This window comes from Bradyrhizobium barranii subsp. barranii (assembly GCF_017565645.3).
GTDB lineage: Bacteria > Pseudomonadota > Alphaproteobacteria > Rhizobiales > Xanthobacteraceae > Bradyrhizobium > Bradyrhizobium barranii.
This window is the reverse complement of the sequence record NZ_CP086136.1, coordinates 7,151,841-7,178,062: the sequence shown is the minus strand read 5'-3', so window position 1 is coordinate 7,178,062 and position 26,222 is coordinate 7,151,841. Positions and strand designations below refer to the sequence as shown.

Annotated in this window: 21 protein-coding genes; 7 read left to right on the top strand and 14 right to left on the bottom strand. The window is 64.0% G+C overall.

Annotated elements, in window-relative coordinates; genetic code table 11:
• Positions 1-90 precede the first annotated feature (90 nt).
• Entirely contained in the window at positions 91-1,434 is a 1,344-nt protein-coding gene (locus J4G43_RS35155; protein WP_208084195.1) for an IS1380-like element ISBdi2 family transposase, read from the bottom strand.
• A gap of 489 nt (positions 1,435-1,923) precedes the next feature.
• Here J4G43_RS35155 and J4G43_RS35150 point away from each other — a divergent pair, with 489 nt between their 5' ends.
• Positions 1,924-2,238 (top strand): hypothetical protein, encoded by a 315-nt coding sequence (locus J4G43_RS35150; protein WP_166353267.1) that lies wholly within the window; start codon positions 1,924-1,926, stop codon positions 2,236-2,238.
• Between the two features lie 110 nt (positions 2,239-2,348).
• Here J4G43_RS35150 and J4G43_RS35145 read toward each other — a convergent pair whose 3' ends face one another.
• Both J4G43_RS35145 and J4G43_RS35140 read right to left on the bottom strand, forming a co-directional pair.
• Positions 2,349-4,613 carry a TonB-dependent siderophore receptor gene (locus J4G43_RS35145; RefSeq protein WP_208087730.1) on the bottom strand — a complete coding sequence of 755 codons (2,265 nt, stop codon included), beginning with the start codon at positions 4,611-4,613 and terminating at the stop codon, positions 2,349-2,351.
• Positions 4,614-4,880: 267 nt separating this feature from the next.
• Entirely contained in the window at positions 4,881-5,297 is a 417-nt protein-coding gene (locus J4G43_RS35140; RefSeq protein ID WP_208087729.1) for a winged helix-turn-helix transcriptional regulator, read from the bottom strand.
• Positions 5,298-5,524: 227 nt separating this feature from the next.
• Between J4G43_RS35140 and J4G43_RS35135 the strand changes: the two genes are divergently transcribed.
• Entirely contained in the window at positions 5,525-6,646 is a 1,122-nt protein-coding gene (locus J4G43_RS35135) for an L-dopachrome tautomerase-related protein (RefSeq protein WP_208087728.1), read from the top strand.
• Positions 6,647-6,694: 48 nt separating this feature from the next.
• Here the strand turns inward: J4G43_RS35135 and J4G43_RS35130 are convergent, their stop codons facing one another.
• From J4G43_RS35130 to J4G43_RS35120, 3 genes are all read right to left on the bottom strand, one after another.
• On the bottom strand, positions 6,695-6,964 hold the full coding sequence (locus J4G43_RS35130) for a hypothetical protein (RefSeq protein ID WP_225005293.1): 270 nt from the start codon (positions 6,962-6,964) through the stop codon (positions 6,695-6,697).
• Between the two features lie 192 nt (positions 6,965-7,156).
• Complete coding sequence (locus J4G43_RS35125; RefSeq protein ID WP_208087726.1) at positions 7,157-8,521, bottom strand: sensor histidine kinase; 1,365 nt, start codon at positions 8,519-8,521, stop codon at positions 7,157-7,159.
• On the bottom strand, positions 8,518-9,198 hold the full coding sequence (locus J4G43_RS35120; RefSeq protein ID WP_071912145.1) for a response regulator transcription factor: 681 nt from the start codon (positions 9,196-9,198) through the stop codon (positions 8,518-8,520). Before J4G43_RS35120 ends, J4G43_RS35125 begins: the two co-directional genes overlap by 4 nt.
• A gap of 348 nt (positions 9,199-9,546) precedes the next feature.
• Here J4G43_RS35120 and J4G43_RS35115 point away from each other — a divergent pair, with 348 nt between their 5' ends.
• Complete coding sequence (locus tag J4G43_RS35115) at positions 9,547-10,440, top strand: MipA/OmpV family protein (RefSeq protein ID WP_208087725.1); 894 nt, start codon at positions 9,547-9,549, stop codon at positions 10,438-10,440.
• A gap of 6 nt (positions 10,441-10,446) precedes the next feature.
• Entirely contained in the window at positions 10,447-11,187 is a 741-nt protein-coding gene (locus J4G43_RS35110; RefSeq protein WP_135214561.1) for a hypothetical protein, read from the top strand.
• Between the two features lie 17 nt (positions 11,188-11,204).
• Here J4G43_RS35110 and garD read toward each other — a convergent pair whose 3' ends face one another.
• The 6 genes from garD to J4G43_RS35080 all read right to left on the bottom strand — a co-directional run bounded on the left by garD (position 11,205) and on the right by J4G43_RS35080 (position 19,179).
• On the bottom strand, positions 11,205-12,746 hold the full coding sequence (gene garD, locus J4G43_RS35105) for a galactarate dehydratase (protein WP_208070531.1): 1,542 nt from the start codon (positions 12,744-12,746) through the stop codon (positions 11,205-11,207).
• Between the two features lie 129 nt (positions 12,747-12,875).
• Positions 12,876-14,324 (bottom strand): aldehyde dehydrogenase family protein, encoded by a 1,449-nt coding sequence (locus tag J4G43_RS35100; RefSeq protein ID WP_208087724.1) that lies wholly within the window; start codon positions 14,322-14,324, stop codon positions 12,876-12,878.
• A 19-nt stretch (positions 14,325-14,343) separates the two neighbouring features.
• Positions 14,344-15,687, bottom strand: coding sequence for a glucarate dehydratase (gene gudD, locus J4G43_RS35095; RefSeq protein ID WP_208087723.1), 1,344 nt, complete (start codon positions 15,685-15,687; stop codon positions 14,344-14,346).
• Positions 15,688-15,713: 26 nt separating this feature from the next.
• Complete coding sequence (gene kdgD, locus J4G43_RS35090) at positions 15,714-16,658, bottom strand: 5-dehydro-4-deoxyglucarate dehydratase (RefSeq protein ID WP_038952797.1); 945 nt, start codon at positions 16,656-16,658, stop codon at positions 15,714-15,716.
• Between the two features lie 137 nt (positions 16,659-16,795).
• Positions 16,796-17,701, bottom strand: coding sequence for a LysR family transcriptional regulator (locus J4G43_RS35085; RefSeq protein ID WP_208087722.1), 906 nt, complete (start codon positions 17,699-17,701; stop codon positions 16,796-16,798).
• A gap of 122 nt (positions 17,702-17,823) precedes the next feature.
• Entirely contained in the window at positions 17,824-19,179 is a 1,356-nt protein-coding gene (locus tag J4G43_RS35080) for an MFS transporter (protein ID WP_208087721.1), read from the bottom strand.
• A gap of 437 nt (positions 19,180-19,616) precedes the next feature.
• On the opposite strand from J4G43_RS35080, the gene J4G43_RS35075 reads away from it, so the two are divergent.
• Together J4G43_RS35075 and J4G43_RS35070 are read left to right on the top strand one after the other, a co-directional pair.
• Positions 19,617-20,645 (top strand): IS110 family RNA-guided transposase, encoded by a 1,029-nt coding sequence (locus J4G43_RS35075; RefSeq protein ID WP_208087720.1) that lies wholly within the window; start codon positions 19,617-19,619, stop codon positions 20,643-20,645.
• A 330-nt stretch (positions 20,646-20,975) separates the two neighbouring features.
• Positions 20,976-22,061, top strand: coding sequence for a hypothetical protein (locus J4G43_RS35070; RefSeq protein ID WP_208087719.1), 1,086 nt, complete (start codon positions 20,976-20,978; stop codon positions 22,059-22,061).
• A gap of 64 nt (positions 22,062-22,125) precedes the next feature.
• Here the strand turns inward: J4G43_RS35070 and J4G43_RS35065 are convergent, their stop codons facing one another.
• On the bottom strand, positions 22,126-24,075 hold the full coding sequence (locus tag J4G43_RS35065; RefSeq protein ID WP_208087718.1) for an SGNH/GDSL hydrolase family protein: 1,950 nt from the start codon (positions 24,073-24,075) through the stop codon (positions 22,126-22,128).
• Between the two features lie 90 nt (positions 24,076-24,165).
• The gene (locus J4G43_RS35060) at positions 24,166-25,248 is read right to left on the bottom strand and encodes a lysylphosphatidylglycerol synthase transmembrane domain-containing protein (RefSeq protein WP_063982249.1); all 1,083 of its coding nucleotides are present in this window, start codon (positions 25,246-25,248) and stop codon (positions 24,166-24,168) included.
• A gap of 443 nt (positions 25,249-25,691) precedes the next feature.
• Here J4G43_RS35060 and J4G43_RS35055 point away from each other — a divergent pair, with 443 nt between their 5' ends.
• Complete coding sequence (locus J4G43_RS35055) at positions 25,692-26,198, top strand: YciE/YciF ferroxidase family protein (RefSeq protein WP_208087717.1); 507 nt, start codon at positions 25,692-25,694, stop codon at positions 26,196-26,198.
• The last annotated feature ends 24 nt before the right edge of the window (positions 26,199-26,222 follow it).

The following is a 26,222-nucleotide window of genomic DNA, read 5'->3' as shown; positions in this document are numbered from 1 at the left end:
ATTGCCTTCGGCTTTTCGCCGCCTGACGACCGGTACTTTGCAACGCGCTTGAGGGATGGGTTGGGCGAACGGGGGCGGACGCCCCGCCGGTCAAGGACCGAGCGGCAGCAGCGCGCCGGGCAAGCCGCAGATCAGGTCGGCTTCGGGACATGCCGCGGCAAACGCAAGGCGAATGCGGCTCGTGGTCTCGACGACACGGGCGGCGATTTTCAAGAGCCGAAGACGCAGCGTCGCGAACTCGGCAGCGGCCAATTCCCGGGCTTTGGGAATGGCGTCGCGCACGGTCAGCATCAGCCAATAAGCGGCCGTATGGAGCACGAGACGGACCTGGTTGGCGAGCGCCGAACGGCAGCTGGTGCGATCGGAGGCGAGCTGCGTCTTATGCAGCTTGATCAGATTCTCGGCTTGGCCGCGCGCGCAATACAGGCTGTCGTAGATCCACTCGGCCGAGCCGACATCGAGGCTGGTGACGACGAAGCGGATGTCGAGGCCGAGCATCGTCGCCTCAATACGGGCGACAGTGCGCCGTTCGCGATCCCAGGACTTTGCCTTGTGGCGCGTCTCGGTATAGCCACGCAGAACCGGCAGGTTCTCGATGGCGCGTCGCGTGCGGATGTCGTCGGCGACCTCGTCGACTTTTCTGGCGAGAGGCTTGGTGCCGGACAGACCGAAGATGTAGTCGATGCCGTTGGTCTCGCACCACGCCATGGCCTCCGGCCGGGCATAGTGCCCGTCGCCACGGAACGTAATTTGCGTGTTGTGCCATCGCGTCCGGATATGCCGTACCAGGCGGCGCAGATGGGCACGCACCTCGACGCCGCCCGGCGTCTTGCCGGGCCGCAGCACGACGGCCACGGGCCGGCTCTTCTCCGTGTCGTAGACGTGGATCGGCAGGAAGCAGCGTTCGTCATAATGAGCGTTGAACAGCGAGAGCTGCTGATGGCCGTGGACGACGTCGCAGGTATCATCGATGTCGAGCGTGACGGATGCCGGCTCGTGGGGGTAGCTATCCATCCATGCGTCGACCAAAATGTAGGTCAGCCGGATCACGTCGCGCAGGCGCGGAGCATTCTCCAGCCGCGACAGCGTCGGCTGGGAACACAAATCCCGGCCCGTGTCCGGCAGCCGTCCGCAGGCCAGTTTGAATGCCGGATCGGACCTCAGATGATCGAGGTCGTCGGCGTCCTCGTAGCCGCAGCAGATCGCGAACATGCGAGCGCGGAGCATATCGACCAGGCTGTGCACGACCCGCGTCGGATCGCGCCGATCCGGGAACACCCGGGCCAGATTGTTGGCCAAACCGAGACGCCGCTCGGCCATCGCCAGAAGCATCACGCCCCCGTTCGAGGTTAGGCGCCCACCATCGAAGGCAGCTGTGACTTTCTTGGCGTGAACGGCTGGAAACGAGAAGGGCGGAATCGTATCGTCGGTCATGGCGGGCGTGGCGTTCGCGGTTGGAGGTGATGGGGTTGGCTTCGCAACCGAATCCTACGCCGCATCAGCGCTTTACCCCTCAGGCGCACTCTTACGAATAAGACGGGTTAAGTTGAAGAAAGATTGAGTGACTCCCGATCATTTCTGTGCCGAAACGTGGAGTCGCGGTCGTGCCGCGTCCAAAGAAACCGGCGCGAGCGGCCTATTAGACGCGGTAGGTGATCAGCCTCCGAAACGAGACTATCAAGCATGAAGAGATCGAGCGCGAGGCAGAGGTTTTATTTGTGTTGAATTCTTGCTATCTCGATAGTGGTCTGAAATCGTATCATCGGTCATGGCGGGCGTGGCGTTCGCGGTTGAAGGTGATGGGGTGGCTTCGCAACCGAATCCTACGCCGCATCAGCGCTTTACACCACGCTCGCCAGCCTCTCAGGCGCCCTCTCGCGAATAAGACGGGCTAGACTATGCGCGGCGGCGCTGCTGGGGCCGATGGCGCTGCTTGCGACCTCGGCGCTGGCGCGCGACGACGGCCGCTATGCCAACTCGCCGCTAAAACCCTGGTTCGAGAGCTTGCACAGCAAATACGGGCAATGCTGCTCAGATGCCGACGGCTACGTCATAGCCGACGTCGACTGGGAATCCGATAGCGGCCACTATCGCGTGCGCATCGACGACGAATGGGTCGTCGTGCCCGACGGCGCGGTGATCACCGAGCCGAACAAGATCGGTCGAACCATGGTGTGGAAGCACTATGTCGATGGCCATCCGCGCGTGCGCTGCTTCATGCCCGGCAGCATGACTTAGCGGTCGTTCCTAAAGCGCGATGAGATTGGGATGAATCGTCATCGCGCTTTAGATTATTGTTTGAGCATGATCTGTGCGGAAAACCGCTACACACTTTTCCGGATCATGCTCTAGAATTTGTACGTCACGCTGCCGAGCAGCGTGCGGCCGATACCGAGAAAGCAGTCGCCGCCGATCCGGCAGGTGGTGAGGTGACGCTTGTCAAAGAGGTTGCTGGCATTGACCTGAAGTCGCCAGGGGCCGTTGTCATAGCGGACCATGGCGTCGAACAAAGTGTAGTCCGGCGTGCGGATGGTGTCGGTGCCGTCCCAGGATTGGCCGATGTAACGCACGCCGCCGCCAACGGTGATGCCCGGCAGGCCAAACCAGGCGAGGCGGTATTTCGCCCATAGCGAGGCCTGGTGATCCGGTACGGTCTCGACATGCTTGCCGGCATTGTCGCCGCTCTCGACGCGGGCATCGATATAGGTGTAGGCGGCGATCAGGTCGAGATCCGGAGTCAGGCTCGTGAGCACCTCGAGCTCGGCGCCACGGATACGGACCTTGCCGGTCTGGATCGAGAGCAGGGGATTGTCAGGATCGCTTGCCAGCCGGTTCTTCTCGGTGATGTCGAAGATCGCACCGTTGATCGCATTGCGCGGTGTCGGATTGTACTTGAAGCCGAGCTCCACCATTTCGCCACGCTGAGGCGCGCATACGGCGGCGCAGATTCCTGCGCCGAAGATCGGGTTGAACGATTGCGCATAGGTGACGTAGGGCGTGAGGCCGAACGGCAGTTCGTACATCAGCGCGGCACGGCCGGTTGTCGCCTGATAGTTCTCGACCGGAAATCCCTGCGTGTCACTGGTGACGTAGTCGTGGCGCAGGCCGAGGACCGCGAGCCATGGTCCGCGCCGCAACTGGTCCTGAGCGTAGAGGCCGAACTGGCTCTGGCGGAGGTTCGGTTCGGGTGACATCGCCGGGGCGGTCACGCCGTTGTAGACCGGCGTGTAGAGATCGAAAGGTGTCGGGTCAGTAGCGAAGCCGGATTGCGCGCGCTCCCTGGCCTCGCGGTAGTCGGCTCCGAACAACAGCTTGTGGGCGACCGCCCCAGTATGCAATTTCAGCTCGGCATTGCTGTCCGAGGTCAGGCTATCCTTGACGGTCTCCCGGCTCCACACGCTGCGCGCCATGGTGCGCCTGCTGGAATCGAGAAACGGATAGTTCGGATCGCTCGGATCGACAAAATTCAGATCCGGCCACATCGACCGATAGATGCCTTCGACATGGGCGTAACGCAGGTTCTGCCGGATCTTCAGGCCATCGCTGAAACTGTGCTCGAACAGGCTGCTGATCGCGCCGGTCTCGGTCTGGTATTTGTCAAAGCCCGGCTCGCTGACAAAACGCTGCACCGGAATGAAGCCGTTGGGGCCAGGATAGAGCGTGCCCTCATGCGGCAGAAACGCCGTGGAGGAGCCCGTGGTGTCCTTCTGATAGGTGCCGAGCACGGTCCAACTGGTGTTGTTGGTCGGCCGCCAGGTCAGCGACGGTGCGAGCACGATGCGGTCGTCCTTGACGTAGTCGGTCTGCATGTTGCTGTCGCGGAACACGCCGATGAAGCGATAGAGCCACTCGCCGTCCTTGGTCAGCTTGCCCGTCGAGTCGAGCTGCACCTGCTTGCGGTTGAAGCTACCGTATTGGACGCCGATCTCATTGGCGGATTCGACCTGGGGGCGCTTCGAGACCAGGTTCAACAGGCCTGCGGTCGAGGTGTCGCCGTAAAGCACCGAGGAGGGACCGCGCAGCACCTCGATGCGCTCCAGCGTATATGGCTCCGGCCGCCACTCATTGAAGTTCCAGGTGTTCACCACACGGGTGCCGTCGAGATAGATGTTCGGGTCCTGGCCGCGGATGCGCGGATAGTCGCCGCGCGAGTCCGCGCCGTAGGCGTCCGCGAACACGCCCGGCACGTAGCGCAGCGCATCCTGCACCGTGGTCGCGCCCTGGTCGATGATGCGGTCGGCGGTGACCACGGTGATCGACTGCGGCGTCTCGCGCAGCGGGGTGTCGGTCTTCGTGCCGGTGCCGCTGCGGGTCGCAACGTAGCCGCGGACGGGGCCTGTCGCGGTCTCCGCGCCCGTGCTCGCGCCGGCCGCTTGTGTATCGACGCTCGACGGCGCCCGTTCGGCTTGACGACGGCGGCTTGCCGCCTGTGCGGCCTGACGGGAGGGAGACGGACGTGTGCGCGCTGCCGGCCGCGACGATTGCTCGACCACGACGGCGGGCAATTCCTGCGTCGATGATTGCGCCTCGGCCGGCGCCGCATCCATCAGGCCTGCCAACAGCGGCAGCGCGCCGCCGATCAATCCTGCCGTCGTTCTGAGATATGTAGTCATTCGCGACCCCATCATTTGCGGGGCGGACGACTAACAAGCGCAGTCGATGGCTTGAAGTGCGGGAGGGGCGCAATGGTCCCTCAATCATCAGATTTGGAATTAGTATTTATACAAGTAGAGCGCGCGCCGCTTGATGGCGGTGCGCGGATGGCCTCATGTGAGGATGGAGAATCGTGTCTCGTCGCGGCGTAGGCCCACGCCGTCTTGATCGACGTGTGCGATTTACTTGCAGTCGCCGCAAGGCATCGTGGATACGCAGGAGCCCGCCTACGCGCGGCCTGCCGGCAGGCTCCGTCTGACCCGCGGCGAGAGCGAAACGGCGCCGTCGACCGCGCCGGCACGGGCCGCTTCCGTCGCGAGATACTGATTGCCCCATGTCCAGAGCATGCGAACGACCGGTTCGAGCGAGCGCCCAAGCGCCGTCAGCGAATACTCGACCCGCGGCGGGACCTCCGCATAGATCTCGCGATGAATGAGGCCGTCCGCCTCGAGCTCGCGGAGCTGGCGCGTCAGCATGCGCTGCGTGATCCGGGACAGGCGCCGCTTGAGCTCGTTGAAGCGAATCGTATCGTCGAGCAGGTGATAGAGAATCACGCCCTTCCACTTGCCGTCGATCAGATCGAGGGTGGCCTCCACGGGGCATCCCACGGCACAATCATACGTCTTGCTGCCGAGCTTCTGCATGGTTCACTCCGTGATACTAGAGGACTGGCCTGTGCGTAATTGTCAGTCCGCAAATTAGCGCGCATCGTGGCTCTCGCAAAGATCGATATCGGCGAGGCGGTGAACGAGAGGCCGCTTCGGCTCGCATTGGGTCTCTGCATTCAAATCCTGCGGCGGTTGCCGGCGCGGACCGGGCGCACGCGCGCCGGAATAACCGTGGAAAACAAAGGGAGGGAGCGGTGCGAAGCGTGAGGAGAGGAATTCGACTTGTCATTTTTCTGTCGGCGGCAATCGTCACGGGCGCAGCCTGTGCGGAGAGCGGAGGCGGCAACGCGGAAATCTTCGCGAAGCTCCCTCAGTCGGTCGGCAACATTGCGTTTACGCCGGACAATCAGCTGATCTTCAGTCACCATCCATTCTTCAGTCCCGACGTTCGTGTGGCGCGGCTGACATCGCCGACGACGTTCGAGCCGTTTCCCAATGCGGAATGGAATACGCCACGAAAAGGCACCGATCAGTACCTCGATAACGTCCTGGGTCTTCGTTCCGACGAAAGCGGTGTCGTGTGGATCATCGACATGGGATTCCGGACGCAGATCACGCCGAAGCTGGTCGGCTGGAACACGCGCACGAACAGGCTGGAGCGCATCTACTACATGCCGGAGCCCGTGACCGTGAAAGGCTCGCAGCCGCAGGACATCGTGATCGACCAGAAGAACCGGAAATTCTACATCGCCGACGAAAACATCGGGCCCGGTGGCGATGGCTCTCACGCTGCGATCATTGTCATCGACATGGATACGGGTGCCGCCCGGCGCGTGCTGGATGGCGATCGATCCACCGTCCCGGAAAATGTGCCGATCACCGTGGATGGCAATGATCTGACGGTGCCTGGCAAGGACGGCAAGCCTTCACTCATCAAGGTCGGCTGCGACGGCATCACGATGGATGCCAGGTCCGAATGGGTCTATTTCGCGCCCCTCAGCGGCCGGTCGCTGTACCGCATCAAGGCCACCGACCTCGGCAACGAGAAGCTGCCCGCCGAAGAGCTGAGCGCGCGGGTGGAACGCTACTCGGACAAGCCGAACAATGGCGGCCTGTCGATCGACTATGCGGGCAACATCTACCTGACTGCAGTCGAGACCAAATCGATTGGAATCATAGGAGCCGACCGGAAGTTTCGCACTTACCTGAGCGATCCGGACATGGTGTGGCCGGACGGAATTACTGCCTCTCCCGACGGGTACATGTACGTGTCCGCGTCTCAGGTCTCCGCAGCCGCCATGTTCCATGGCGGCAAGGCGGAAAACAAGACGCCGTATCTGATCTATCGGTTCAAGCCGATCGCGGCAGGCTACATCTCACGCTGACGGCGAGAGCGACGACCCCGGCAAGGGCAGCCGGGGTCGGAAACTGTCTCAGCGTTCTTCGCTCGTGGCGTTGGCGCTCGCCAGCCGCTTGACGCGCGGCGACAGCACCGACATTTGCGCGGGCGAGGCGGGCATGCCGGCGACGATCATCGCGGGCGCAGCCGACTGCTCCTCGACCCCGGCGCCGCCGAGAACCTGCACTTGGGTCGTCGAAATCGGAAACGACTTCACTTCGTAAGAGGGAAGCTCGCCGGCAAATGCGCCGGCCGAGCTCACAATCATGGCGCCGGCAACGGCAATCATCGAAAGAACGCGCATTGGAAAATCTCCGTGGAAGATGGCAATCGGAGGTTTGGTCGCGGCGATACCGCGCCAGGTTCGCTTGTGTGCGAACATTCGACCGCCGCCGGCGGATCTATTTGATTGCATGATGCGACAGGCGTGAAACGCGGAAGAAGTTTTCCGCGCCAATGTTTCCGGACGGTTTCGCGGAAGGCTCGAAACGACTTGTCAGCCCGTTTGCAGATCGAGGTGCGGCGATCTGGTCGTCGCGGTGGCCTCGGGAAAGCGCAAGCTCATCGTCGTGCCGCGGCCCGGCGCCGAGGAGATGACCAACTCGCCGTCGTGCGCGGCCATGATCTCGCGGACGATCGACAGGCCGAGGCCGGCGCCGTCGCCCGCGCTGTTGCCGGTCTGAAATGGCTCGAGCAACCTCTGCTCCGCGCCGTCGGGCAGGCCCGCGCCGTCATCGTCGATCGAGATGTCGCCGCGGCTAACCGTCGCAACGATGCGCCGCGCACCATGGGCGTGGATGAGCGCGTTGCCGACGAGATTGGCAAGCGCACTGCGTACCGCGGCGTCGACGCCCTGCACCAGGAACGGACCTTCTTCGGCGTGCTCCAGCGCAAGCTCTATGTCGGCGTCCAGCGCCGAGGGGCTGAAATCGGCCAGCACGTCCAGCGTGATCTCGGCAAGATCGATCGGTCGCTTCTCGATCGCGTGATTTTGCAATCGCGCCAGGTCAAGCATGGCGGAGACCAGCGACGTCAAGCGGCGGACGTCGCGCACCAATTCCACCCTCAGCGCCGGCTCGGGCACGTCCTCGATTTTCGCGCGCAGCAGCGTGAGCGGCGTGCGCAGCTGATGGGCGGCGTTGCCGAGAAAGCGGCGTTGCATCCTGATGTAGGCGTCGATCTCGCCGAAGGCGCGGTTCAGCGCCGCGACCAGCGGCTTCAGCTCGGTGGGGACTTCGGACAGGGATATCAGGCCCTGCGGGGCCGATGGGTCGATCGCGAGCGCGCGACGCGCCACCCGTTCGATGCCGCGCGAGACGAAACGTGCGGCCAGCATTGAGCCGATGGCGACCGTCGCCGCAAAGGCCAGCGCCAGCGTGATGATCGCGAAAATGCTGCGGACAAGGAAGTTCCTTGCAATCCGGCCGAAGCGAACCTTGGGTTCGCCGACCATCATCGTAAGCTGCAACGGGCCCCGTTGCACGACGGCGAGACAAAAGGTGTTCTTCTGGTCGAGTGTGCTGAAGACGGACGAGCCGATCGGCCCGTGATAGGGAAACGCGAAGGGGAGGGTGGGCCGGCGTTCGCTCCCGTATTCGCTGACCAGATCGCCCGCGGACAAGACGTACCAGAGGTTCGGGCTGTCCGCTTTAAGCTCCTCGAGGGCGGGAGTCGGGCGTACCGTCAGGTTTTGCCCCTCGATCACCGTGGCGCGATCGAGAACGGCGACCACAATGCGGCAAGCCCTGAACTCGCGTTCCTCCATCGGGTAACGCCAGATGAAGACACCGAGCATGATCAGGAAGATCGTCGTCGCGGCGATGCCAAGCGACAGCGCAAACGTTCGGGCAATCGACGTCATCGCGGTGTTGCCAGCCGCAGGATGTAGCCGATGCCCCGCATGCTGCGGATCTCGACATCGCCGCCGAGCTCGGTCAGTTTCTTCCGCAAGCGCGAGACCTGCGCTTCGAGCGTGTTGGATTCGATCTCGTCGTCGAAGCCGTAGATCTCCTCGATCAGGGCGGCGCGGGTGATGACGCGGTCGCGGCGCATCAGGAGCGCTCCGAGGATCAGCGCCTCGCGCCGGCGCAGCAGGATTTTCGTGTCGGCGACCACCGCCTCGTTGCTGCCGAGATGCAGCTCGACATTGCCGAGCGACAGCACCGAGGGCGCGAGCTGCCGGGGCCGCCGCAACACAGCGCGCACCCGCGCAATGAGCTCCTGCGGCTCGAACGGCTTGCCGAGATAGTCGTCGGCGCCGCCATTGAGACCGTCGACGACATCCTCCTTGGCGTCCTTGGAGGTCAGCATGATGATCGCGGGACGGTCCGCCGATCGGCTCAGCGCCGTCACCACCTGGAGCGCATCTCCATCGGGCAGCATCCGGTCGATGATAGCGAGATCATATTTGAAATTGTCCAGCGCCTGACGGGCATCGGCAATCGAGCCGACGACGTCGACAATGCCGTGCAATTGTCCGAGCAGGCGGCTGACATAGGCGCCGATCTGCGGTTCGTCTTCGATTACGAGGGAGCGCACGGGACGTCCTTGACTCTGCTGGGGCAACAAGACCCTGAGCGTGACGCTCCCTGGCCGAAGTCTGGCGTTCCGGCTCGTGCGCAGGGTTCCCATTAAGGCAGCGAGCTTGGCGAATAAAAGGCAGGAACGCGGGCGCCGACCGGCCCTAGCGCGCAAAGTTTGGGAGCGTGAGCGCGGCCCGGCAATGTTCGGGCAATATTGATCCGGCGGCGCGCCCGGCATGCGCCGCGAATGGATCGGGCCGCTGCTTGCCCCTTGCAATCTTGGGGCAATTTTGCCGGACCACATGCTGTGGCTCCTAACCACACGAGTCGACCAGGCCAGCAAGGCCGGTCCGGGGCCCTGTAAATGAAGCATTTTGACGAAGCCGCTCTCGATCCTGCGGCGAGAGCGCAGCAAACCTTGCTGACCGCCTTCCTCGCCGCGTTCGGCGCGATCCTGGCAATCCCACCGTCGGCATCGGCGCAGACGGCGTTCACACTGCCAGCCCCGCCGTTCGACGTGCCGATGCTGCCGTCACCTTCCGGCAACTGGACCGTCATGGTCGGCATCGGCGGAGAGTACACGCCGGATTTCGTCGGATCGAAGAACGGGAAGCTCATGCCGATCCCGATCTTTTCCATTCGCCGTGCCGGATCGGTCGACCAGTTTCGCGGGCCCCGCGACAGCGCCAGCATCGCGCTGCTCGACGTCGGCAATATTCGCGCCGGCGCTGCGTTCAAATACGTCGCGTCGCGCAAGAGCGACAAATATGCCGAGCTGACCGGCCTTGGCGACGTCAAGGCCGCATACGAGCTCGGTGGGTTCGTCGAATATTTTCCGGTCGACTGGCTGCGCCTGCGCAGTGAATTGCGCCAGGGCATGGGCGGTCATACCGGCACGGTCGCCGATGTCTCCGCCGACGTCATCGTGCCTCTGATCCAAAGGCTCACGATCTCGGCCGGCCCGCGCTTCACCTGGAAAAGCACCAAGGCGACCGCGCCCTATTTCGGCGTCGACGCCGTGCAGTCCGTGGCGTCCGGGCTGCCGATGTACGACGCTCGGGGCGGTGCGCATTCGGTCGGCTTCGGCAGCCAGATCTCCTATCGCATCAATCCGCAGTGGGAAGTCCATGCCTATGTCGAGTACGAGAAGCTGCTGGGCGACGCCGCCGACAGCCCGCTCGTGAAGCTGCGGGGATCGTCGAACCAGACGACGATCGGCCTCGGTGCGTCCTATTCGTTCGATTTCAGGATTCGATAGGTCACCATGCGCCGCATTGCTTTTCTATGGGTTGGCCTGGCGATCGCTTGCATCGCCCTCGGCGCGGCCGCGGCGTTCGAGACGCGCGCGACCCGGCTCCAGGCGATCAAGACCGTCGGCATCGTCTCGGCCATCGGCGAGGAGATGAGCCTGACGCAAGCCGGCCTGATCGCGCTCGGCAACGCCGGGCAAAGCCTCTCGATCAGCGCTTGGGGGCTGGACGAGCTGATCGTCCAGCAGGCGACGAAGCTGCTCGGCGGACGCTTTCGCGTGCAGGCGGTGAGCTACCGACGCGCCGCGTTTGCCGCGATCAGGGATTCGGCGGTTGCGCCCGTCAATCTCCTGCGCAGCGATCCGTTCAAGGAGCTGGTTCGCAGCGATGTCGCGCCGCAGGGGTTGGATGCGTACATCGTCATCACCCGGGCCAGATCGAAGCTCGGCAACGGCCGCAACGTCGAGGGCATCGGGCTCGCCCAATATCGGACGCTGCTTGCGGACTACGGCCTGATCCACGCGCTCTACGAGGTGCGCGTGATCGACGGCAAGTCGTTCGACGTGATCGAGAAGCGGGCGGCCGCGCCGCTCGATAACACCGGAACCATGCGGCTCGCCGGACCCAGCGGGCCGATCGACGCGACGTTCGAGGGGCCGGCTGCGAGCGAACGGCTACGCGCGGCGATCACGGATCTCATCACGCGCAGCTTGCCCGTCACGCTGGGCGACATGCACCTGATCGACGGTCAGTGAGGCCGGTTGGCCCGGCCTCAGGTCACCGGCGCCGGATTGAACAGCGTGAGGTCGTTGTGGATGCCCCAGCGATCCGACCACGGCTTTGTGCGGCCACTGGCGACGTCGAGGATCAGGCGGAACAGGTCCCAGCCGGTTTCCTCGATGGTCTTCTCGCCGGTGGCGATGCCGCCGGCATCGAAGTCGATCAAATCCTTCCAGCGGCGCGCGAGCTCGGTGCGCGTCGCGACCTTGATGACGGGCGCAGCCGCCAGGCCATAGGGCGTGCCGCGGCCGGTGGTGAACACCTGCAGCGTCATGCCGGAGGCGAGCTGGAGCGTGCCGCAGATGAAGTCGGATGCGGGAGTTGCCGCGAACAACATGCCCTTCTGCGTCGCCTTCTCTCCGGGCGAGAGCACGCCGGTGATGGCAGACGAGCCGGACTTGACGATCGAGCCGAGTGACTTTTCGACGATGTTGGCGAGGCCGCCCTTCTTGTTGCCGGGCGTGGTGTTGGCGCTGCGATCGGCGCCGCCGCGGGCGAGATAAGAGTCGTACCAGGCCATCTCGCGCACCAGCGCGCGGCCGACGTCCTCGTTGATGGCGCGTCGCGTGAGGAGCTGGATCGCGTCGCGCACTTCGGTCACTTCCGAGAACATCACGGTCGCGCCGGCACGCACCAGGAGATCGGCGGCGAAGCCGAGTGCAGGGTTGGCCGTGACACCGGAAAACGCGTCGCTGCCGCCGCATTGCAGACCGATGACGAGATCGGCCGCGGGGCAGGTCTCACGGGTGCGCTTGTTGAGGATCTTCAGGCGAGCCTCAGCCTGGGTCATGATCGCATCGACGATCGCGCCAAAGCCGTCGAAGGCTTCGTCCTGCATGCGCACGATGGCATCGCTGACGCCTTCCGGCACCAGCCGCTCGGGCGCGAGCTTTTCGCATCCAAGGCTGATGACCAAAATCTCGCCGCCGAAATTCGGGTTCTGCGCGATGTTCTGCAGCGTGCGGATCGGAACGACCGCATCGGGGGCATTGATGGCGACGCCGCAGCCATAGGCGTGCGTCAGCGGCACGACGTCGTCGACGTTCGGGTACTTCGGCAGCAGTTCGGCGCGGATGCGCTTCACGGCGTATTCCATCGTGCCCTTGACGCATTGCACGGAGGAGGAGATGCCGAGGATGTTCTTGGTGCCGACCGAGCCGTCGGTGTTGCGAAAGCCTTCGAAGGTGAAGCCTTCGAGCGGCGGCAGCGGCGCGGGGACGGCGGTCGAGATTTCCAGCTTGTCGAGGGCGGGGGCCTCGGGCATGCGGATGCGCGCTTCATCGACCCATTCGCCGGCCAGGATCGGCGACAACGCGTGGCCGATCACCTCGCCGTAGCGGATGATCGGCTGATCTTGCGCGATGTCGACCAGTGCCGTCTTGTGCCCCTGCGGCACGAAGGCGCGCAGCGTCAGCCCGCTGGCGAAGCGGGAGCCGGCGGGAAGCCCGAAATCATTGACCACGATCGCGACATTGTCGCGCTCGTTGAGCTTGATGTAGCGGGGCTGCTCTTTCGCTGCGACGTCCTGGTCCATCTGCTTTGCCTCAGAAGCTGAAGTCGTAGGGTGGGCAAAGGCGCAACGCGCCGTGCCCACCATGCTTCACACCGAAGGTAAGTGGTGGGCACGCTTCGCTTTGCCCACCCTACGATATCTTCCCCGTGGTTAGCCCGGATAGGTATAGGCGGTCTTCACCGTGGTGTAGAACTCGCGCGCATAGGAGCCCTGCTCGCGGGCGCCGTAGCTCGAACCCTTCCGGCCGCCGAACGGCACGTGATAGTCGACGCCGGCGGTCGGCAGATTGACCATCACCATGCCGGACTCGCTGTTGCGCTTGTAGTGCGAGGCGTATTTCAGGCTGCTCGTGCAGATGCCCGAGGCGAGGCCGAACTCGGTGTCGTTGGAGATCGCTAGCGCTTCCTCGTAGTTCTTGGCGCGGATGACGGCGGCGACGGGGCCGAAGATTTCCTCACGCGCGATGCGCATGTTGTTGTTGGCCTCGGTGAACAGCGCCGGCTGCAGGTAGTGGCCGGGCGTCTCGCGCTTGAGCAGCTCGCCGCCGAAGGCAAGCTTTGCGCCTTCGTCCTGGCCGATCTTGATGTAGCGCAGGTCCTGGTCGAGCTGGCTCTGGTCGACCACGGGGCCGATATGTACGCCGGCCTTCAGCGCGTCGTCCACCGACAGGCCCTTCAGGCGCTCGGCCACCGCCGCAACGAAACGATCGTGGATGCCTTCGGTGACGATCAGGCGGGAGGACGCCGTGCAGCGCTGGCCGGTCGAGAAATAGGCGCCGTTGACGGCGACCTCGACGGCGGTCTTGAGGTCGGCGTCGTCGAGCACGACCAGCGGATTCTTGCCGCCCATCTCGAGCTGGAACTTCTTCATCGGGTTCGACAGCACGCAGGCCTGCGCGATCTTGCGTCCCGTCTGCACCGAGCCGGTGAAGGAGATCGCGGCCACATCCGGATGGTCGAGCAGGGTCTGGCCGACCACGGAGCCGGAGCCGACCACGAGGTTGAACACGCCGGCCGGAATGCCGGAGCGGGTGATGATCTCGGACAGCGCATGTCCCGAGCCCGGCACCAGCTCAGCCGGCTTGAACACCACGGTGTTCCCGTAGCAGAGCGCGGGCGCGATCTTCCAGGCGGGAATCGCGATCGGGAAATTCCAGGGCGTGATCATGCCGATGACGCCGACCGGCTCACGGGTGAGCTCGACGTCGAGACCGGGACGCACCGAGGCACCCTTTTCGCCGATCAGGCGCAGCGCCTCGCCGGCGAAGAATGCAAAGATCTGGCCGGCACGGGCGACCTCGCCGATGCCCTCGGGGAGCGTCTTGCCTTCCTCGCGGGCGAGCAGGCGGCCGAGCTCTTCCTTGCGGGCGAGGATTTCGAGAGAAATCTTGTTCAGCGCGTCATAGCGCACCTGCGGCGTCGACTGCGCCCAGGCGGGGAAGGCGGCCTTGGCTGCCGCGATCGCCTTCTCGGTCTGCGCCTTGTCGGCCTTGGCGTACTCGCCGACGAGATCGTTGGTGTTGGAGGGGTTGATGTTCTTGGTGACGCCGGAGCCGTCGACCCATTCGCCGCCGATGAAGTTCTTCAGGATCGCAGTCATGTAGTCCTCCGAGATTTTCTTAACGCACGAGGCAGGGACGCTTGTCGTCAAAGGTCCAGCCGGGGATCAGGTCCTGCATGGCAGTAGCGTCATCGCGGGCGCCGAGTCCATGCTTCTTGTAAAGCTCATGCGCGGTTTCGATGGCCGGGCGGTCGATTTCGATGCCGAGGCCCGGCCGCTCGGGCACGGCGATCTTGCCGCCCTCGATCTGGAGCGGCTCCTTGGTCAGCGCCTGGCCGTCCTGCCAGATCCAGTGGGTGTCGATCGCGGTGACCTTGCCGGGCGCGGCGGCGCCGACATGGGTGAACATCGCGAGCGAAATGTCAAAGTGATTGTTGGAGTGCGAGCCCCAGGTCAGGCCGTTGTCGCGGCAGGTCTGGGCGACGCGCACCGAGCCCTGCATGGTCCAGAAGTGGGGATCGGCCAGCGGAATGTCCACCGCGCCCAGGCGCAGCGCATGCGAGAGCTGGCGCCAGTCGGTCGCGATCATGTTGGTCGCGGTCGGCAGGCCCGTGGCACGGCGGAACTCGGCCATGATCTCGCGACCCGAGAAGCCGGCTTCGGCGCCGCAGGGATCCTCGGCATAGGCAAGAATGCCGTGCATGTCCTTGCAGAGGCTGATCGCCTCGTCGAGCGACCATGCGCCGTTGGGGTCGAGCGTGACGCGTGCGTCGGGGAAGCGTTTTGCGATGGCGGTGACGGCCTCGATCTCCTGCTCGCCGCGGAGCACGCCGCCCTTGAGCTTGAAGTCGGCGAAGCCATAATGGTCGTGGGTGGCTTCCGCGAGCCGCACCACGGTCTCCGGCGTCATCGCCTCGTGGTGGCGCAGGTTGAACCATTCGGGCTTGCCGGTCTCGCCGCTGACGTAGTCAAGCTTGCTCTTGCGCCGCTCGCCGACGAAGAAGAGATAGCCGAGCGTCTCGACGCTCTTGCGCTGCTGACCTTCGCCGAGCAGCGCCGCGACGGGCAGGTTGAGGTGCTGGCCGAGCAGGTCGAGCAGCGCGGACTCGATCGCCGTCACCGCATGGATCATCACGCGCAGGTCGAACGTCTGCTTGCCGCGGCCGCCCGCGTCGCGGTCTGCAAAGGCCGTGCGGACATCGGCGAGAATGTTGTTCATCGCGCCGACGGTCTTGCCGATCACGAGATCGCGGGCATCCTGGAGCGTCTGCCAGATCTTTTGCCCGCCCGGCACCTCGCCGACGCCGGTGTGTCCGGAATTGTCAGTGAGGATGACGATGTTGCGGGTGAAGAACGGCGCGTGTGCGCCGCTCAGGTTGAGGAGCATGCTGTCGCGGCCCGCGACCGGGATCACCTGCATCGATGTGACGACCGGTGCGCCGGAGACCTCAGTCTGGGCCATCGCACGCTCCTCCCTGTTGTTGTCTGTTATTCTGCAGCTTGTTGTGACGATCGGATGGCGGGGAGATTCTTCACCAGCGCGGTCAGCTCCGCAACCTCCTGCTCGGTGAGATCGGTCAGCGGCGGGCGGACCGGGCCGGAATCGCGGCCGATCACCTTCATGCCGGCCTTGATGATCGAGACCGCATAGCCCTTCTTGCGGTTGCGGATCGCGATCAGCGGCAGGATGAAGTTCTTCAGGCCGGCATGGATCGTCTCATGGTCGCGCTTGCGCACCGCGGCGTAGAAGTTGGTGGCGAATTCCGGAACGAAGTTGAACACGGCCGAGGAATAGGTCGTCACGCCCATGTCGAGATAGGGCAGTGCGAAGGTTTCCGCGGTCGGCAGGCCGCCGATATAGGTGAGGCGGTCGCCGAGCTTGGTGTAGACGCGGGTCATCAGCTCGATGTCGCCGATGCCGTCCTTGTAGCCGACGAGGTTCGGGCACCGCTCGGCGAGGCGCGCCAGCGTATCGGGCTGCAGGATGGCGTTGTCGCGGTTGTAGACGATGACGCCGATCTTCACGGCGGCGCACACCGCTTCCACGTGGGCGGCAAGGCCGTCCTGCTCGGAATGGGTCAGATAGGGCGGCAGCAGCAACAGGCCGTCGGCGCCGGCCTTTTCCGCTCCGATCGCGATCTCGCGCGCGGTGGCGGTGCCGTAGCCGGTGCCGGCGAGCACGGGCACGCGGCCCTTGGTCTCGTCGACGGCGATCTTGACCACCTGCGGAACCTCGGTCGGCGTCAGCGAGAAGAACTCGCCGGTGCCGCCGGCGGCGAACAGGCCGGCGACGTCATAGCCGCACAGCCAGTCCATGTTGGCGCGGTAGGTCGCCTCATCGAACGAATAGTCCGCCTTGAAGGGCGTGACGGGGAAGGACAGGAGGCCCGATCCGATCTTCTGGGCCATTTCCTGCGGGGTCATCTTGCTCATGGGCGCTGCTCCCTTAATTTGCATTTGCGTGTTGTGGAGGACGCGGGCCGAAGCCTGCGCGTCCATGCGCCGTTGTTTAGGAGACCGTTCGATGCGCGTCCAAGCCAAAGCCTATATCGACCGATGCGGATTGAGCATCAATCGTCCGCCACCTCCGCGGAGGACAATTCGCCGGCGATTTTGACCAGCGCGGAGAGCAGCGGATTCTCGTCGTCGCGGCGCCAGACCATGAACAGCTCGACGGGGACGCGGGTGCGCAGCTTCAGCGGCCGCAGCCGCACGTCGGAGATCTTCAGGCTCGCAGCCGCGGCCGGCACGATGGCAAGGCCGAGGCCGGCGCGGACCATGGCGAGGATCGAATGGATCTGGCTCAGATGCTGCACATAGCGCGGCAGCACGTCGGCGCGGGTGAACAGCGCCACCAGCAGATCGTGGAAATATCGGCTCTCATAGGGCGAGTACATCACGAAGGGCTGGTTGTCGAAGTCCTTGATGGTGATGGTCTCGGCGCTCGCCAGCGGATGCTTCTTCGGGATCGCGGCGAGCAGGGGCTCGGCGACGACGCGGCGGCTGGCCACTTCGGGGCGCGCTATCGGCGGCCGCAACAGCCCGGCGTCGATCTGGCCGGAGCTGAGCGCCTCGAACTGATCACCGGACACCATCTCCTTCAGCGAGAAATCGACCTCGGGCAGCTTGGCGCGGCAGGCGGCGACGAGCTCCGGGAGGAAGCCGTAGGCGGCAGCCGCCGTGAAGCCGATTTTCAGCGAGCCGGTTTTGCCGAGCGCAATGCGGCGGGCGACCTGCGAGGCGCTTTCGGCGAGCTTCAGGATGCGCCGCGCCTCCGGCAGGAAGCTGCGCCCAGCCGGGGTCAGGCGCACCGAGCGGCTGGTGCGTTCGAGCAAGGGCGCGTCGATGATGTGCTCGAGCACCTGGATCTGCCGTGACAGCGGCGGCTGGGTCATGTTCAGCCGCGCGGCGGCGCGGCCGAAATGCAGTTCTTCGGCCACCGTGACGAAACAGCGGAGCTGGTTGAGGTCGAACATCGATACATGCCTTAGATGGATAAGGCGTTTCCCCGGCACTTCTAGCATCGATCATCCCCAAAACAAAGACGGCGGCTGAGGAGCCGCCGTTGAGTTGCCTGGTCAAGCTCCCGTGGGAGCCCTCAGGAGGAACGTTTGAGCACCACCCGCTCGATCTTGCCGACCACCACGAGATAGGCGAACGCGGCCACCAGCGCATTGGCGCCGACGAACAGCAGTGCGCCGTTGAATGAGCCGGTCGCGGCCAGGATGTAGCCGATAACGATCGGGGGGCTGATCGAGGAGAGGTTGCCGAAGGTGTTGAACAGGCCGCCGGAGACGCCGCCGGCTTCCTTGGGCGAGGTGTCGGAGACGACCGCCCAGCCGAGCGCACCGATGCCCTTGCCGAAGAAGGCGAGCGCCATGAAGCCGACCACAAGCGCCTGTCCGTCGACATAGTTGCAGGCGATGATCGACATCGACAGCAGCATGCCGCCGACGATCGGGATCTTGCGCGCCATCGTGAGTGAGCCGGTCTTGCGCAGAATGGCGTCGGAGATGACGCCGCCGAGCACGCCGCCGATGAAGCCGCACAGCGCGGGCAGCGTCGCGACGAAGCCAGCTTGCAGGATCGACAGGCCGCGCTCCTTGACGAGGTAGACCGGGAACCAGGTCAGGAAGAAATAGGTCAACGTATTGATGCAATACTGGCCGAGATAGACGCCGAGCATCATGCGGTTGGAGAGCAACTGGCGGATGTGATCCCAGCCGGAGCCGGACTCGGGCGCACGCTCCTGCACCAGATCGTTTTTGGGCGCATCGAGATCGACCAGCGCGCCGCCTTCCTTGATGTAATCGAACTCGGCCTCGTTGATGCCGGGATGCTCCTTCGGGCCGTAGACGGTCTTGATCCAGACCAGGCCCATGATGACGCCGAGCCCACCCATCACGAAGAACACGAAGCGCCAGCCGTAATCATGCGCGATCCAGCCCATCAGCGGCGCGAAGATCACGGTGGCGAAATACTGTCCCGAATTGAAGAAGGCCGATGCGGTGCCGCGCTCATTGCCGGGAAACCAGGCGGCGACGATGCGGGCGTTGGCGGGGAACGAGGGCGCTTCCGCGACGCCGACAAGCAGGCGAAGCGCGAACAACACGGTGATGGCAGCGCCGGCGCTGAGGAAGCCGACCCAGCCCTGCATCATCGTGAACAGCGACCAGACGATGATGCTGAAGGCATAGACGAGGCGCGAGCCGTAGCGGTCGAGCAGCCAGCCGCCCGGCACCTGCGCCGCGACATAGGACCAGCCGAAGGCCGAGAAGATCCAGCCCATGGCGACGGGATCGAGATGAAGCTCCTTCGAGAGCGCGGGGCCCGCGATCGACAGCGTGGCGCGGTCGGCATAGTTCACGGTCGTGACCAGGAACAACATGGTCACGATGAACAGCCTGACGCGAGACCTCCTCACGTCCGCTGCGGACGACACCACTGCGCTCATCACGCGCCTCCTTAGAACTCGAAATGTTTCCTCACTGCGACTCCTAGAGGCGCGCGCGGCAAAGTGTCCAAGTTCAAGGGAGTATCGATCGATGCCGTTTTTGGATCGATGGAACGGCAGGTGCGGGGAACGATCGTGAGGTGACGAGAATGTGCGATGGTGATGTGCGAGGTCGTGCTCCGCACACCACTCTCATTCCCTGCGAAAGCGGGGAAACCAGTACGCCGCAGCCTCTCGATTCAATCACCGCTGTCACGGAGTACTGGATCGCCCGCCTTTGCGGGCGACGGCAGCGAACGCGGAGAGGGCGAACTCCAATCTCGCCAAGGCGGGCAAGTCTCCCAGGAAGCAAGACAATAAGGTGCTGGTGTGGACGGCCTCTCATCCCCACGGTTCTATGGCGCTCCGGCGTCATAGCTAGATGAGAGGAAAGTCTGATGAATCTTCCCATTCGTATCGGTATGGATACTTCCAAGTCGGTCTTCCAGCTTCACGGTGTTGACGAGAACGAGGCGGTAGTTGTCCGGCGGCAGTTTCGGCGAGCCGAGATGATCCGCTACTTCGAGCGCCTTCCGCCGGTCCTCGTCGCCATCGAGTCCTGCGGCAGTTCGCATCACTGGGCGCGCCTGCTGCAGTCGTTTGGTCATGAAGTGAAGCTGATCCCGCCCCAATATGTGAAGGCTTTCGTAAAGCGCGGCAAGAACGACGCGGCCGATGCCGAGGCGCTGTGCGAGGCGGTCACCCGGCCGAGTATGCGGTTTGTACCGGTGAAGTCAAAAGAACGGCAAGCGGCCTGCATGTTGATGACCGTGCGGGAACGCCTGGTCAGCGTGAAGTCCCAGCTTTCTAATGCCTTCAGGAGTTATGCGGCTGAGTTTGGCATCGTTGGCCCCGCCGGTCGGCAGAACGTCACGGCTCTTATCAAGCGGGTGCTCGAGGATGACAACTTACCGGAAATGGCGCGGGATCTCTTCCGCCTTCAAGCGGAGGAGTATGCCGCGGTCGAAGCCCGCCTGGCAAAGATCGAAGCCAAGCTGATGAAGTGGCATCGTGAGGATGATGTCAGCAGGCGGATCGCGACGATTCCCGGCGTCGGTCCGATTGGGTCGTCCATGCTAAGCATGAAGACGCCCCCGCCGGAGACGTTCAGATCAGGCCGCGACTTCGCGGCTTGGCTCGGACTGACACCCAAGGATCACTCAACTGGCGGCCGGCAACGATATGGCGGTATCACAAAGGCCGGAGATTCAATGCTCCGATCGACGTTGATTGTCGGCGCGACTGCGCTGCTGAGGCACATTCGAAAGGGCCGTCATAAGCCGACACCCTGGCTCACTTCGCTGCTGGAGCGAAAGCCGCCGAAGTTGGTCGCGGTGGCCTTAGCCAACAAGTTCGCCCGTATCGCCTGGCGCTTGATGATATCGGGTGGCGTGTACAACCGGCCGGTAGCCGCCATGCCCATCTGATCTGAACTCGGTGTACCGGTCGAGATTGCTCGCCGGATAACCCACGAACTTGCAGGACGCAGTAGATGGAAGGTGGACCGATCGGTCGATACGCGCGAGCTTCCGTAGATTACACTGGCATCACGAATGTCGCCTATGTGCTTGGAGCGTGCGTAGCGAACACCATCTTGGCCAGCGGGCTTTGTCCGCGCAAACAGGCCGGACATCTGATAGCAAGCGATCTGGCCAGAAGTCTGCTATAATCCTGACAAGCGGGGGGCCGTCCACATCTGCAATCTGTACTTGTGGATCAGTCGCGTTTAGCATCCAGTATTGGCACGGGAGGAAAGATTGCTGACGCACGTCGTGTTTCTCTTGAAGCGTCGCGCAGCGGCGCAATCGTGGCAGCGGGCCCTCATCGCCCTGCTGTTGGGTGCAATGGTGTTCGCGACGGACGGTTTCGGTGCGGCCGCATTGGATGCGAACAACGCAGTAACCCTTCGCGGCGCAGACGCGTTCAAGGTTCTCGTCGGTAATACGTTGCGATCGGTTGGCGATAGCAAGCTAATCCCGACCTTCCGCTACTTCATGACGGAACGGCTCGAATATCGCTGCCGCGGGTGGGATCCGTCCGCAGTAACCCGGAAGGATATCAAGCTGTACGGCGAAGCTGGCGGATGCGAACTCGTCGTTGTGTCGCTCAAGGAAGGTCGGCTCTGTGAGAGCCATCAATACGAGCAGTGTCAAGATCACGAGCTCAAGCTTACCTTTGCCCGGCGGTCCGATCCGACGAAGGCCGCGGACGGCGAGGCGGTTGGTCTTGTGACTTTGCCGGGAACAGACGGGACGGTGACCGCTCTCATTGATCATGATCTGATCAAAGGAAAGTACGAACTTATCAAAGGTAACGGAACGATCTTTCCGAGTTTCGATCCCGTTCCAAAACCTGAGCTTCTTCAGCCGGACACTCTCCCATCGTCGCTGCTTACGCAGGACTCCGCCAGGACACCGCGGTCGGCCGGGTTGAGCGATGCCGAAGCAACCTCAAGAATCGTCGGAAACACGATGGTGCTGCTTGGCCGGGACGGCAAACCAGACGGTCGTGCAGGCGAATATTATAGCCCGGACGGGCGCATCGTCGTGATCTCCATTCCCGCGCCGACTGAAGGCGCAGACCTCGCGCATCCGTCGGCAGAGGGTGCCGGAAGCATCTTTATCAATCGCTGGAAGGTGGAGAACGGCGGGCTCTGCCGCACCGAGAACGATGAGCCGACAAAGTTCATCTGTGCCGTCTCCGCGTGTGTGGAAGTACCTGAGCCGCCGGGCGATCACGCGGCTCCACGCTATTGCGCGGGCAACAGCGGGATCGGATCACATGCCTATATCGCGAAAGGAAATCCGTTCAGGTTCGACTTCGGCAAATCGAAGCGGAAGTGATCATTGCCCGGCACGCTCCCGGATTTCGCTGCGCTCTGTCCGGGCCACGATGTCTTCGCGTTGGCTACTGCTGCGTGCCCAGCAGCGGCGCCAACAGTCCGCGCGTCACGCCGGGCGGCACGGCATCGAGGCTGAGCACGCTGCTCGCGGCCGGCAGTGCGGCGTCCGCCATCGCGGCGTGGCCTTCCGCGCTTGGATGCACGGCGCCGCCGTAGACGGCGGAGAGCACGCCCCAGGTGGCGTCGTGGATGTCGGTCGGCTGGCTCGCCGCCGGCAGACCTTGCGGATAGGTCATCGCGGCAAAATAGCTGTCATTGGCATCGCGGATCCAGCGCGCGCGCGGCAGGTAGGCGCGATACTCCGAGGCGCCGCGGCCGCACAGCATCGGCTGGCTCGCCGCGCTCACGATATCGGGATTGAAGCTCTGGCCGTTCTCGGCAAAACACGTGCGGTCGAATTCGGGATCGTTGCCGGAATGGGCGCAGAAGCCGTGATCGCCGAATGCCGCCTGGTGCGAATCCACGAAGGTCATGCGGTCGGCTTCGGGATCGCGGCATAGCGCTCCGCGCGTGCAGGTGGCGAGCCCCTTTAGTTGCGGCAGGAATTCGGTGTCGACGAAGGTCGAGACGCGGGCGAGGCGCTGCGGATCCGCGTTGAAGGACGGATGGATGTCGAAGCCGGCGCGGCCGCCCCGGCAGGGCACGCCGCCGTCGGCGAGTGCAGGATTGGCGTAGGAGACATAGACCACGTGCGAGAGGTCGCCGCCGACGAGCGGCTTCAGCGCCTCGCGCAGCTTGGCGAAATTCTGCGGCAGCTCGCGCGCCAGTGCATCGCGGGAATCGTCGATGCTCGCCATTACGCCGGAGCGGCGGAACAGCGCGCGCTCGGTCGCGGTGTCGACGATGACGTCGGCGACGAGGCCGGAGAAATAGACGTCGTTGGCGCCGACCGAGAGCAGCACGAGATCGAGCGTGCGGTCCGGCTGGCGCTTTTTCGCCGCGGTGAGCGCCTCACGCAGCTCGGCGACCTGGGCGTTCACGCTGGTGTTGCAGACGCCCGTCTTGCCGGGCGGGCATTCGCGGGCGCGCTGCGAGCCCAGCAGACCGTCGCCGATGCTGGCGCCGGTGCAGGCGAGTGGCAGAAAGGTCACCGCGATGTGGGTGTAGCGCACCGCGAGCGCGAGAGCCGTGCGGACCTGGTAGCTGTAGAGCGAGCGGTGGCAGGGCGAGTTGAACCAGAGCGCGCTGTAATGCTGCCAGTTGGCGAGCGTGTCGGGTGCTTCGCAGGCGCGGCCACCTTTATAGCCGGCACGGCTCGGCCGGTAGTATTGCGCACCGGCGGTACCGAGATAGGAGCGGAAGCAGAAGCCCTCGTCCGACAGCGCCAGCGGCCGGTCCGGGTTGCCTTCGCCGGAGGCGATGCTGTCGCCGAGCCCGGCGACGAAGATGTCGCGGACCTGGATCTCGGCCTGGACGCGCTGGGTCGGATCGGAGCCGGAGGAGACGTCGACGCTCGCGACCGTCTGCTTGCCGTAGCGGACGCGCAGGTTGATCGGCTCGGCGCAATCGAAAGTCGAGGTCTGCGGCCCGTCGCCGTCGTCGAACGACCAGGCGCAGGTGGCGCCAACCGGCACTGCGCCGGTCAGGCGCACGGTCACCGGATGATCGGTCGGGGTGAGGTAATTCTCTTTGACGTTGTCGCGGGTGCAGGGCTGGTTGACCCGGCCCTGGAGGTCGATGCAAAGCCGGTTGACCATGTTGCGGGCCCAGCCGCGGCCCTCGCTCTGGAGCTCCAGCGACTGCTCGGCGGCGAGGATGGTGCGGTTACGCGCGTTCTCGACATGGAGCTGGAAGTCGCGCTCCTCGCGGAACAGGCGGAAGCGGTTGCGCACCTCCCAGGATATTTGCATCGCACCGGCGTCCTGCGCGGCGGCGCGCTCGAGCGGCAAAGACGTCAGAATCCCGGCAAGCAGCAGGAGGCCTGCGGGAAGGGTACGAAAGGAAAAAGGGATCATGGCCCGCGTGTTCAACGGCAAAGTTGAGGCGGAAATAAGAGAGCATTGCTGCGCCGCCCGCAACCTCTGTCTGACGGTCGCCCGCCCGCCTTACCGCTTGCTGGCCTGTCGCAACGACCGCTCGCGTTCCATCGCTGCTACCTGCTTGGGCAGGTTGCCTTGCGCGCAGGCCTCGGCCAGCCGCCGCCGCTCCTGCCAGGGCTCGACCACGTTCATCCAGAGCTCGCGCGCGCCCATGATGGAGATGGCGAGGCCGAACGGGATCACGAAATAGAGGATGCGGAAGACCAGCAGGGTCGCCAGAAGCTGCTCGCGGCCGAATTCGGGCAGCGCGACCAGCATGGCGACATCGAACACGCCGATCGAGCCGGGCGCGTGGCTAGCAAAGCCGATCAGCGTCGCCAGGATGAACACCACCGCCAGCGACATGAAGTCGATCGACGGATTGGCCGGCATCAGCAGGTACATCGCCGTCGCGCAGAAGCCGAGATCGACCACGCCGATCAGGATCTGGACCAGCGTCAGCGGCGCCGAGGGCAGCACCACCTTCCAGCCCTTCTGGCCGAGCTCGCGGCGCTTCTCGCCCATGCAGAGCCAGACCAGATAGGCGCCGATCGAGGCGAGGCCGCCGAGCCCGATCAGCCGGTTGATCGACGACGGCAGTTGATCCATCGAAGAGGCGGCATCCGGATGGATGACCATGCCGATCGAGAGCACGAAGATGTTACCGAGCCAGAAGGTCAGGCCTGACAGAAAGCAGATCTTCGCGACGTCGATCGCGTTCAGCCCGTAGTCCGAATAGATCCGGAAGCGGATCGCGCCGCCGGTAAAAACGGTGGCGCCGATGTTGTGGCCGATCGAATAGGACGTGAAGCTGGAGAGTGCTGCGATGCGATAGGGCACATGCTTCTTGCCGATCGTTCGCAGTGCAAAATAGTCGTAGAAGGTCAGTGTACAGAACGCGAAGACGACGCAGATCGCCGCCAGCCCGATATTCCCGCGGGGAATCTCGGTCAACGCGGTCAGGATGACGCCGGTATCGATGTCCTTGAGAGTGCGCGCAAGCGTGGTGATCGCGAAGGCGATGATGAAGACGCTCGCAGCAACACCGAGCCGTCGCCAGCCGATCCATCTCTTGAAGCCGCGCTTCAGCGCGGGCAGCAGTCCGTGCATTCATCCTCCCGGCGGGGGGCAAGACCGATCGGCCAGACATTGGCCGGTCGGGTGCGATCACTGCCCGAAATGGGCTTCGACCGCTAGGCATGATGTAGCTCATTTAAGGCAAAAACAGCGACTTGTGCAGCCCTTGACAACGATAGGTTCTGCGTTCGACCGATAGGTTCTGCGTGGACCGCCGCTTTTGTCATATGTGGTTCATATCGGGCGCGCGTTAAGCATATGAGTCGGGGCACCTGCCTGGAACGCGCGTCCGCATCTTGACATGATTTCGTGTCCGCCCGCAGTCGGCATTGTTCCAACGCAAGCGATGCGAGCTTTTTTGGACCGTCGGTACCGTGCGCCGGTTAGCGCTCCATCAGCAATCGAACATGGCGGAATCATCGGCTTTTCGTGCGAGCCGACGCCTCCGTGTTCCCGAAACCGAGAGGATCGGAACGATGGGAGTGTTCACAAAAGACATCAAGACCATGAACGACCTGTTCGTGCACCAGCTTCAGGACATCTATTATGCCGAGCAGCAGCTCACCAAGGCGCTGCCGAAAATGGCAGATAAGGCTACCGATCCGCAGCTGAAGCAGGGCTTTTTGACGCACCTCGAAGAAACCAGGCAGCACGTCAAGCGGCTCGAGGAAGTTTTCAAGATGCACGGCGCGCAGGTAAAGGCGGTCGACTGCCCGGCGATCGACGGCATCATCGAGGAAGCCGACGAGACCGCCGGTGAAGTCGCCGACAAGGCGGTGCTGGACGCCGCCCTGATCAATGCGGCCCAGGCCGCGGAGCATTACGAGATCGTCCGCTACGGCAGCCTGATCGCCTGGGCCAAGCAGCTCGGCCGCAACGACTGCGCCACCGTGCTCGCCAAGACGCTGGAAGAAGAGAAGGCGATCGACAGGAAGCTGACCACGCTCGCTGAGAGCAAGGTCAACCTGCGCGCGGCGAGCTAGGGCCGGGCGTTGCCGGCGTCGCGC

Excerpts from the sequence above, each read along its gene's own strand:
- kdgD (WP_038952797.1), bottom strand. The coding sequence starts at position 16,658 with ATGAGCAAGATGACCCCGCAGGAAATGGCCCAGAAGATCGGATCGGGC.
- J4G43_RS35085 (WP_208087722.1), bottom strand. The coding sequence starts at position 17,701 with ATGTTCGACCTCAACCAGCTCCGCTGTTTCGTCACGGTGGCCGAAGAA.
- J4G43_RS35130 (WP_225005293.1), bottom strand. The coding sequence starts at position 6,964 with ATGCGCGTTCTTTCGATGATTGCCGTTGCCGGCGCCATGATTGTGAGC.
- J4G43_RS35075 (WP_208087720.1), top strand. The coding sequence starts at position 19,617 with ATGAATCTTCCCATTCGTATCGGTATGGATACTTCCAAGTCGGTCTTC.
- J4G43_RS35065 (WP_208087718.1), bottom strand. The coding sequence starts at position 24,075 with ATGATCCCTTTTTCCTTTCGTACCCTTCCCGCAGGCCTCCTGCTGCTT.
- J4G43_RS35060 (WP_063982249.1), bottom strand. The coding sequence starts at position 25,248 with ATGCACGGACTGCTGCCCGCGCTGAAGCGCGGCTTCAAGAGATGGATC.
- J4G43_RS35145 (WP_208087730.1), bottom strand. The coding sequence starts at position 4,613 with ATGACTACATATCTCAGAACGACGGCAGGATTGATCGGCGGCGCGCTG.
- J4G43_RS35140 (WP_208087729.1), bottom strand. The coding sequence starts at position 5,297 with ATGCAGAAGCTCGGCAGCAAGACGTATGATTGTGCCGTGGGATGCCCC.
- J4G43_RS35115 (WP_208087725.1), top strand. The coding sequence starts at position 9,547 with ATGAAGCATTTTGACGAAGCCGCTCTCGATCCTGCGGCGAGAGCGCAG.
- J4G43_RS35150 (WP_166353267.1), top strand. The coding sequence starts at position 1,924 with ATGGCGCTGCTTGCGACCTCGGCGCTGGCGCGCGACGACGGCCGCTAT.
- J4G43_RS35110 (WP_135214561.1), top strand. The coding sequence starts at position 10,447 with ATGCGCCGCATTGCTTTTCTATGGGTTGGCCTGGCGATCGCTTGCATC.
- garD (WP_208070531.1), bottom strand. The coding sequence starts at position 12,746 with ATGGACCAGGACGTCGCAGCGAAAGAGCAGCCCCGCTACATCAAGCTC.
- J4G43_RS35055 (WP_208087717.1), top strand. The coding sequence starts at position 25,692 with ATGGGAGTGTTCACAAAAGACATCAAGACCATGAACGACCTGTTCGTG.
- J4G43_RS35155 (WP_208084195.1), bottom strand. The coding sequence starts at position 1,434 with ATGACCGACGATACGATTCCGCCCTTCTCGTTTCCAGCCGTTCACGCC.
- J4G43_RS35080 (WP_208087721.1), bottom strand. The coding sequence starts at position 19,179 with ATGAGCGCAGTGGTGTCGTCCGCAGCGGACGTGAGGAGGTCTCGCGTC.
- gudD (WP_208087723.1), bottom strand. The coding sequence starts at position 15,687 with ATGGCCCAGACTGAGGTCTCCGGCGCACCGGTCGTCACATCGATGCAG.
- J4G43_RS35125 (WP_208087726.1), bottom strand. The coding sequence starts at position 8,521 with ATGACGTCGATTGCCCGAACGTTTGCGCTGTCGCTTGGCATCGCCGCG.
- J4G43_RS35100 (WP_208087724.1), bottom strand. The coding sequence starts at position 14,324 with ATGACTGCGATCCTGAAGAACTTCATCGGCGGCGAATGGGTCGACGGC.